This is a genomic window from Pseudomonas sp. P7548 (genome assembly GCF_013386585.1).
GTDB lineage: Bacteria > Pseudomonadota > Gammaproteobacteria > Pseudomonadales > Pseudomonadaceae > Aquipseudomonas.
Genome location: NZ_JACARO010000124.1, coordinates 1 through 7,633, shown reverse-complemented (window position 1 = coordinate 7,633; position 7,633 = coordinate 1). Strand labels below are relative to the sequence as shown.

Annotated in this window: 9 protein-coding genes; 3 read left to right on the top strand and 6 right to left on the bottom strand. The window is 61.6% G+C overall.

Annotated features, from left to right (window positions below; translation table 11 throughout):
- Positions 1-118: 118 nt before the first annotated feature.
- Positions 119-1,039: a lipid kinase YegS gene (gene yegS / locus HX803_RS31145; protein ID WP_178925921.1), complete on the top strand. Its 921-nt coding sequence runs from the start codon at positions 119-121 to the stop codon at positions 1,037-1,039.
- Here yegS and HX803_RS31140 read toward each other — a convergent pair.
- The 3 genes from HX803_RS31140 to HX803_RS31130 form a co-directional block, all read right to left on the bottom strand.
- Complete coding sequence (locus HX803_RS31140; protein WP_178925920.1) at positions 998-1,657, bottom strand: response regulator transcription factor; 660 nt, start codon at positions 1,655-1,657, stop codon at positions 998-1,000. The genes yegS and HX803_RS31140 overlap by 42 nt on opposite strands.
- Positions 1,654-2,547 carry a sensor histidine kinase gene (locus tag HX803_RS31135; protein ID WP_178925922.1) on the bottom strand — a complete coding sequence of 298 codons (894 nt, stop codon included), beginning with the start codon at positions 2,545-2,547 and terminating at the stop codon, positions 1,654-1,656. The genes HX803_RS31140 and HX803_RS31135 overlap by 4 nt, the downstream gene beginning before the upstream one ends.
- A gap of 368 nt (positions 2,548-2,915) precedes the next feature.
- On the bottom strand, positions 2,916-3,365 hold the full coding sequence (locus HX803_RS31130) for a hypothetical protein (RefSeq protein WP_178925919.1): 450 nt from the start codon (positions 3,363-3,365) through the stop codon (positions 2,916-2,918).
- 553 nt (positions 3,366-3,918) lie between these two features.
- On the opposite strand from HX803_RS31130, the gene HX803_RS31125 reads away from it, so the two are divergent.
- Positions 3,919-4,854, top strand: coding sequence for a chemotaxis protein CheV (locus tag HX803_RS31125; RefSeq protein ID WP_178925918.1), 936 nt, complete (start codon positions 3,919-3,921; stop codon positions 4,852-4,854).
- Between the two features lie 163 nt (positions 4,855-5,017).
- The gene (locus tag HX803_RS31120; RefSeq protein ID WP_178925917.1) at positions 5,018-5,824 is read left to right on the top strand and encodes an MOSC domain-containing protein; all 807 of its coding nucleotides are present in this window, start codon (positions 5,018-5,020) and stop codon (positions 5,822-5,824) included.
- A gap of 50 nt (positions 5,825-5,874) precedes the next feature.
- Here the strand turns inward: HX803_RS31120 and HX803_RS31115 are convergent, their stop codons facing one another.
- The 3 genes from HX803_RS31115 to HX803_RS31105 all read right to left on the bottom strand — a co-directional run.
- Positions 5,875-6,159 carry a pyrimidine/purine nucleoside phosphorylase gene (locus HX803_RS31115; RefSeq protein WP_176998029.1) on the bottom strand — a complete coding sequence of 95 codons (285 nt, stop codon included), beginning with the start codon at positions 6,157-6,159 and terminating at the stop codon, positions 5,875-5,877.
- A gap of 222 nt (positions 6,160-6,381) precedes the next feature.
- Positions 6,382-6,924 (bottom strand): exonuclease domain-containing protein, encoded by a 543-nt coding sequence (locus HX803_RS31110; protein ID WP_178925916.1) that lies wholly within the window; start codon positions 6,922-6,924, stop codon positions 6,382-6,384.
- 73 nt (positions 6,925-6,997) lie between these two features.
- A partial coding sequence (locus HX803_RS31105) for a biotin/lipoyl-containing protein (RefSeq protein WP_178925915.1) occupies positions 6,998-7,633 on the bottom strand: 636 nt, incomplete at its 5' end.

Here is a 7,633-nt window from a genome sequence, read left to right as displayed (position 1 = left end):
GGGCGGAACCCATACCAGCCGTTACCTAAATAACGGATATACACCCGGTAAACCAAACCAATCCCCCTCCCCAAAGGTCCACATCCTCCAAGCACCTTCGAATCAGGAGATTCACCCCATGACCACCCCCAAAGCCCTACTCATCCTCCACGGCAAGCAAGCCCTGAACGAGGACGTACGCGCCGCCGTGCAAGCCCGGCGTGAACAAGGTTGGGAGCTGGCAGTACGGGTGACCTGGGAAGGCGGCGACGCCCAACGCCTGGTCAACGAAGCCCTGGAAGGCAACTACACCCATATCATCGCCGGCGGCGGCGACGGCACCCTGCGCGACGTGGCCGAAGCCATGGCCTTGGCCAAGACCGACGCCAGCCTGGTGATGATGCCCCTGGGTACCGCCAACGACTTCGCCAAAGCCGCCGGTGTACCCCTGGAGCCCGCCCAAGCACTGGCGCTGCTGGACGTGCCGCCCAGGGCGATCGACCTCGGCCAGGCCGGTGGGCAGATCTTCCTCAACATGGCCACCGGCGGCTTCGGCAGCCAGGTCACCGCCAACACCTCCGAAGACCTGAAAAAAGTCCTCGGCGGCGCCGCCTATCTGTTCACCGGCCTGACCCGCTTCAGCGAGTTAAAGGCGGCCTACGGTGAACTGGAAGGCCCGGGCTTCCATTGGAAGGGCGACCTGCTCGCGCTGGGCATCGGTAACGGCCGCCAGGCAGGCGGTGGGCATGTGCTGTGCCCGGGGGCGTTGGCCGATGACGGCCTGCTGGACATCAGCATCCTGCCGGCGCCTCAGGAGGTGGTCGGCACGCTGCTCACCCTGATGACCGATGGCTGGGGGTTGGACAACCTGTTTGTACGGGCGCGCCTGCCGTGGGTGGAGATCAAGGTGGCCGAAGGCTTGTACATCAACCTCGACGGCGAGCCGCTCAAGGGCGACGACCTGCGCTTCAGCGCCTTGCCCAAGGCGTTGCGCGTGCACCTGCCGGAGGGTTCGCCCCTAGTCGTCCAGGCTGATGATCTGCTCGCGAACGGCGAATAACACCAAACCCGCCACATCGAATATCTGCAGGCGTTTCATGATCTGCGAGCGGTGTGCTTCCACGGTCTTGATGCTCAGGCCCAGGCCGTGGGCGATCTCCCGGGTGGATTTGCCGCGCACGATCAAGCGCAGGATCTCCAGCTGGCGAGCGGTGAGGTTATGGCTGTGGGCGGCAGGGGAGGCCGGGCCCTGGCTGCGCACCAGCGCCTGGTTGATCACCGTATGGGCGATGGCCGGGCTCAGGTAGCGCTCGTTGTTGCGCAGGGCCGCCAGGGCGTGTTCCAGCTCGTTGGCGGTGGTGTCCTTGAGCAGGTAGCCATGGGCGCCGCATTCCAGCGCGCGCATGATCAGCTCGGGGTCGGTGTGCATCGACAGGATCAGCACCTTGCTCTTGGGGTAGGCGGCCTTGAGCTGCTGCAGGGCGTCGAGGCCACCGGTGTGCTTCATCGACAGGTCCAGCAGCACAATATCAGGCTGCAGGGCGCTGAATTTTTCCAGCAATTGCGCGCCATCGCTGGCTTCGCCGATTACCGTATAGCCATCGATATCCTGGACCAGCGCGCGTACGCCGGCCCTGATCAGTGCGTGGTCATCCACCAGGAGTAATTTGCAGGTCACTCGAGAACCTTAGGGGAACTGGCCCGTTCGAGGGCGCGGGGCGCCCAGGGGAAAAGCGCGTCGATCCGTGTCCCTTTGCCTGGTTGGCTGCTGACGGTCAATGAGCCGCCAAGCTGATCGATCCGCTCTGACATGCCGGCCATGCCCCGTTGGCCTTCCAGGCCGGGGTTGATGGCGGGCGAAAAGCCCTGGCCGTCATCGCAGATACTTAGCGACAGGCCTTCGGGCAGGCGTTGCAGGCGTACCAACAGATTGCGCGCCTGGGCGTGGCGTAGCATGTTGGTCACCGCTTCCTGGGTGATACGAAAGGCCGCGACGGCCATTTCTTCCGGGATGCCGGTCAGCCGTTGCTGGCATTCCAGGCTCCAGTGAATCGAGGTGTTTTCCAGAGTCTTGAGCAGGTGCGCGCGCAGGCTCGCCTCCAACCCCAGGCTGGCCAGCTGCCGTGGGTTGAGGATGGCGGACACGTCGCGCACCTTGGCCAGGGTTTCGTTCAGGGTGTTGCACAGTACGCTGCACCTGCTTTGCAGGTCTTCGGGCAGGCGACGCTTGAGCCATTCACTTTGCAGCTTGGCGGCGGTGAGCAACTGGCCGATGTCGTCATGCAGTTCGCGGCTGAGGCGATGGCGTTCGTTTTCCTGGACCTGCAGCAGGCGGTCGGCGAGTTCCTGCGGCTGGAACTTGATCGATTTGCGCGAGCTCCACTGTTGCAGGCCCACCACGATCAGGGTCGCCGCGTTGAGCAGCAGGATCAGCAACGGCAGCGGCGCCGAGCGCGCGTAGGCCCACACACTGACCAGCAGCGAACACAGGCACAGGGCAAGGACCATACGGCGTGCATTGCTGCGGGACACGGACCTTGCGATGAGTGACTTGAGGCTGGCGTACATAGCGGATGGAGCCAATGAAGGTTCGCTGCGGGAAGACCGGTCACGGCGGCTGACAGGGCTCTGTTTGGGATGCGGTGCCGAATCGTTTTTATACATGATGAAGTTGAGTCACTTCGAGCGGGGCATAGTACCACCACTATTACCGTTGGTCGCCTGGCGCCTCTCTTGGCCGGCTTAATTAACCACGCAGACGCCCTGGGCGGTAATCCCAGAGTTCTAAAGAGAGGGCAGTTGTATTTATAAAGTTGGTTTGTACCATTATTGCGCTGATGGCTAATTGATATGTATTGCCCGCAATGACGTAGCGTCCGTTTAGGCTGACGGTCGTTTTTAGATAACTCGCCTATTAATTACGACCTGTTCGACACTCAAGACGCGTGGTGCATGCGCTGCTGCGGTTTATAACCGAAGTCTTTTTGTGGGATTTGCAAGGTGACAGTCGCAATCAGCGTTGTTTGCTCGGTTTCATCCAGCCCTAATTCTCCAGTGCGGATGTCGATCAACTCCAGTTGCCAGGCCAACAACCTCAAACAGTCCTGCAAGGCATCAAGCGCCTGGTCATGCAACTGCATGGGGCTTGCGGCATTGGCAATCAGGTACTGAATGTGACGCGAGAACTCGCTGATCGCCTGCAGGGCCAGGCCTTCGGCCTTTTCGGCCAGTTTGGCGAGGCTGGCTTTCATGCAGTCTATGGCGTCGCTGTCGTTGCGAATCAAGTGCAAATGGTTCAGGCACTCTTCCGACTTGGCCAGCAGCATTTCTGCTTCAAGCAAAAAATCGGGAAGTGCAGTTTGCCATTCGTTCGCGTTATTCATCATGCAAGTCTCCGCAACATTAGGTCCGGTGATGAGATGCCGCATCGGGTGAATGGCTTAAAACTACCGCTGAAATATGACTGAAATCTGTAGCCCGTTTCTGGGATTTCAGTAGGACGCTTATTTGAATGATCACGAAAGCCGTGCGCGGCCCTCATTATCAGGGGCGATTGCACAACTTCAGTTGCCGCCACGTGAATGTCTGGAAGACCCGTGGGCCGAGGGCTTGGGATGGCAAACAAAAGCCTGACTCCATTCATGCAATGAGAATGGCGTCACATTAATGGCTATTAGATATCGCGAATATCAGGTTGGGCCTGATTGTGTATAGGGGAATCCCTTACAGGGTGGAACCTCGCGTCGATTTGAATGTCGCGCGACGTCGCTGTGATGCCGTCTGGAGAGGCCGTTGCAGTAAAGCATGATGTCAGTGTGACATCAATGAATTTACGTGGCATTTTACGGGGGTCAAGGTCTGGCATTTGCCGCCGATAACAAACCTTAGTGAGCAGCACATTCTCTCAGCGCGAACCCACGCGCCCATCAGGAGCTTTTAATGGCCGGCATTCTCGACACGGTAGATCAACGCACGCAACTGGTGGGTGAGAATCGCCTGGAGATCCTCATGTTCCGCCTGTTCGGGCGCCAGCTGTTCGCGATCAACGTGTTCAAGGTGCAGGAAGTTCTGCAGTTGCCCAAGCTGACGTTGATGCCCCAGCGGCACCCGTTCGTCTGCGGCGTGGTCAACCTGCGCGGCCAGACCCTGCCGGTGATCGACCTGTCCCAGGCCATCGGCATGCGCCCGCTGGTGCCGGGGCCGAACAGCACCATCATCGTCACCGAATACAACCGCTCGGTGCAGGCGTTCCTGGTGGGCGGCGTCGACCGCATCGTCAACATGAACTGGGAAGCCATCCTGCCGCCGCCGAGCAGTGCCGGCCGCCAGCATTACCTCACCGCCATCAGCAAGGTTGATGACCAACTGGTGGAAATCATCGACGTGGAAAAAGTCCTCGCCGAGATCGTGCCGTACAACGCCAAGGTTTCCCGCGAAAAACTCGAAGACCCGGTGCTCGAGCGCGCCCGTGGCCGCGAAGTGCTGCTGGTGGACGACTCCAACGTGGCCCTGTCGCAGTTGCGTGACACCCTTGGCCAACTGGGGGTGAAGATGCACATTGCCAGTGACGGCCTCAAGGCGCTGAACATGCTCAAGGCCTGGGCCGACAGCGGCCAGGTGATGACAGACAAGTTGCTGATGATCTTCACCGACGCCGAAATGCCCGAGATGGACGGTTACCGCCTCACCACCGAGATCCGCAACGACCCACGCCTGCGTGGGCTCTACGTGGTGCTCCACACCTCACTGTCGGGCAGCTTCAACGATTCGATGGTGAAGAAGGTCGGCTGCGACAACTTCCTGTCCAAGTTCCAGCCGGACAAACTGGTGGACGTGGTGCGCCAGCGCCTGATGCTCGACCACGCCCCTGCCTGACAGCCCGCACGGTAACTTGTAGTGAGCGGGCTCGCCCCGCGCGGCGTCGTGTCAGGCGGCCCAGCGTTAACTGGCACACGGCGGCGCGGGGTAAACCCGCTCACTACAAAGACGGGCGTGTTTGGGATAGGGTGGCGTTTTATTCTTGCAGGAAAGCAGGCCCATGCTTCGTCTCAGCGCGTTGTACCGTTACCCCTTGAAGTCCGGCAAGGCCGAAACCTTGCAGCAGATCGGCCTGGATAAACTGGGGTTGGACGGTGACCGACGCTGGATGCTGGTGGATGAAGCCAGCGGGCGTTTCCTCACCCAGCGCGCCGTGGCCAAGATGAGCCAGTTGTCTGCCCTGTGGAACAGCAGCGGCGGCCTCACCCTGAGCACCCCGGGCCAGACCGCGCTGGACGTGGCATTGCCCGGCAGCGAGGCCGAGTTGCGCGGCGTGACCATCTGGCGTGACAACCTGCGTGTACCGGACGCCGGCGATGAAGCCGCAGCCTGGGTCAGCGATTTCATCGGCAAACCCACACGCCTGGTGCAGGTGCCTTTGGAGCGTGCACGCACCACCGAGGCCGGTTACGGCAAGGATGACGACCAGGTCGGGTTCGCCGATGGCTTCCCGCTGTTGCTGATCGGCCAGGCGTCGCTGGACGACCTTTCCCAACGCATCGGTCGCCCCATGGAAATGCTGCGCTTTCGTCCCAACCTGGTGATCGAGGGCAGCGAGGCGTTCGCCGAAGACACCTGGAAACGCGTGCGCATCGGCGACGTGGAGTTTCGCGTGGTCAAGTCCTGTTCGCGCTGCATCCTCACCACTATCGATCCGGCCAGCGGCGAACGCAGTGCCGACCGCGAGCCCTTGGCCACGCTCAAGACCTATCGCGAGCAGGGCGGTGACGTGATGTTCGGCCAGAACCTGGTCAACGACGGCATCGGCCAATTGGCCGTAGGCATGCCGGTGACGATCCTGGAATAAAAAATGCCCGTCTCGCGAGAGACGGGCATTTTTTTGACGGCCGGAGAAGGTTAGCCGCGGTATTCGCACAGGTAAGCGGTGTCGACGGCGACCTTCAGTTGGAACTTGCTGTTGGCCGGTACGTTGAACTGGCTGCCGGCGGCGAAGGTTTCCCAGTCGGCGGCGTCTGGCAGCTTGACGGTCAGGGCGCCGGACACCACGTGCATGATTTCACGCTGGGCGGTGCCGAACTCGTATTCACCCGGGGCCATCACGCCGATGGTCGCCGGACCTTCAGCGGTGCCGAAAGCGATCGACTTGACGGTGCCGTCGAAGTACTCGTTGACTTTGAACATGGGCGAATCCTCGGAAAATGGGTTAAGGCTTCCCGCCCCCCTTAGGAGCCGGCTTGCTGTGGCGAGGGAGCTTGCTCCCGTGGACTGCGTAGCAGTCTCCGGCTTTTGGGGGCGCTTCGCACCCCAGCGCAAGCAAGCTTGCTCGCCACAGTTTCCGGCTTCTACGGGTGAGCAGTATTTCGGAAAAAGGGCGGCCAGTATGCCCAAGCCAGCGGAGGCTGCCTAGACCGGCAAAATCAACGGCAGCAGGCGTGCGGTGTTGCGCGCGTCTTCCAGCGCCCGGTGTTGCTGGCCATGGAACTGCATGCCCGCCAATTGCAGCGCGCCGTTGAGCCCCAGCGGCTTGTCCAGGCGCCGGGCCTTGGCAAAGCGCTGCTTGAGGTTCACGTGGGGCGTATGGGCCAGCGCACTGGCCAGGCCATGGCGTTGCCACTCCAGCTCCAGCTGCGCGCGGTCGTAGTCGCCCCAGCTGGCCCAGCCTTCCAGGCGTGCCTGGTGCTGGCCCAGCCAGCGTTCGAACAACGGCCACACCTCGGTGATCGGCGCCGCAGCGTCGATGTTGGCCTGGGTGATGTGGGTCAGTTGGCGGCAGAAGGGCGTCAGCAATGGACGGCGCAACGGCCGCACAAAGCGCTGGAAGTGATCCAGCTCGCGGCCCTGGCGGTTCACCAGGCTCGCGCCGATCTCGATGACTTCCATCTCCGTCACGGGCCAGCCGCCTTCATCCGTTGTGGCTTCAAGGTCAATAATCAGCCAATGAGGCATCGCGCAGGTTCCCGTACTCATCCCTTCCTGATGGGGATAGAGCGTAGCCCGGCCGCGTAGTTCCGCCCAGGCCTTATTCGATCTCCAGCAACACCTGGCGATTGCGCACCTGGTCGCCCGTCACCACCTGCAGCGTCTTGACCACGCCATCGACCCCGGCAATCAGCGGGTGCTCCATTTTCATGGCTTCGAGCACCAGCAGCAGTTGGCCTTTGGTCACGCGGTCGCCATGGCTGACATGTACATCGACGATGGCACCGTCCATCGGCGCCTTGACCGTACCGCCGCTGGCATCGGCCTGGCGGCTGGCGACGTGCTGGGTGCGATTGATCACCGTAAGGCCGGGCAGCCACAGGTGGTTGCCGTCGAGGTGGTAGGCGATACGTCGACGTATGCCGTTGAGTATCAGGGTGGCGTGACGACCGTCGGTGCTCAATTGCAGCGGCTCGGCGGTGACGGTGTGGATGTCGCCATGGGCTTCCAGGCGATAAGTGCTGGGGGCGCCAGCGTTGTTGCGCCATCCCGCAAGGCCCTGGGCATGCTGATTGGCGCCGTGCTGATAAAACAGCGCGGCGGCCAGGGCCAGTTGTTCGGCCGTCGCTTTCGGCTGGGTGATGTCACTGAAGTGCTCGGCGATAAATCCGGTGCTGAATTGACCGTCGATAAAGTCCGGATGCTTGAGCAGGTCCACCAGCAGCTGCTGGTTGGT

Excerpts from the sequence above, each read along its gene's own strand:
- HX803_RS31115 (WP_176998029.1), bottom strand. The coding sequence starts at position 6,159 with ATGTTCAAAGTCAACGAGTACTTCGACGGCACCGTCAAGTCGATCGCT.
- HX803_RS31110 (WP_178925916.1), bottom strand. The coding sequence starts at position 6,924 with ATGCCTCATTGGCTGATTATTGACCTTGAAGCCACAACGGATGAAGGC.
- yegS (WP_178925921.1), top strand. The coding sequence starts at position 119 with ATGACCACCCCCAAAGCCCTACTCATCCTCCACGGCAAGCAAGCCCTG.
- HX803_RS31120 (WP_178925917.1), top strand. The coding sequence starts at position 5,018 with ATGCTTCGTCTCAGCGCGTTGTACCGTTACCCCTTGAAGTCCGGCAAG.
- HX803_RS31125 (WP_178925918.1), top strand. The coding sequence starts at position 3,919 with ATGGCCGGCATTCTCGACACGGTAGATCAACGCACGCAACTGGTGGGT.
- HX803_RS31135 (WP_178925922.1), bottom strand. The coding sequence starts at position 2,547 with ATGTACGCCAGCCTCAAGTCACTCATCGCAAGGTCCGTGTCCCGCAGC.
- HX803_RS31130 (WP_178925919.1), bottom strand. The coding sequence starts at position 3,365 with ATGATGAATAACGCGAACGAATGGCAAACTGCACTTCCCGATTTTTTG.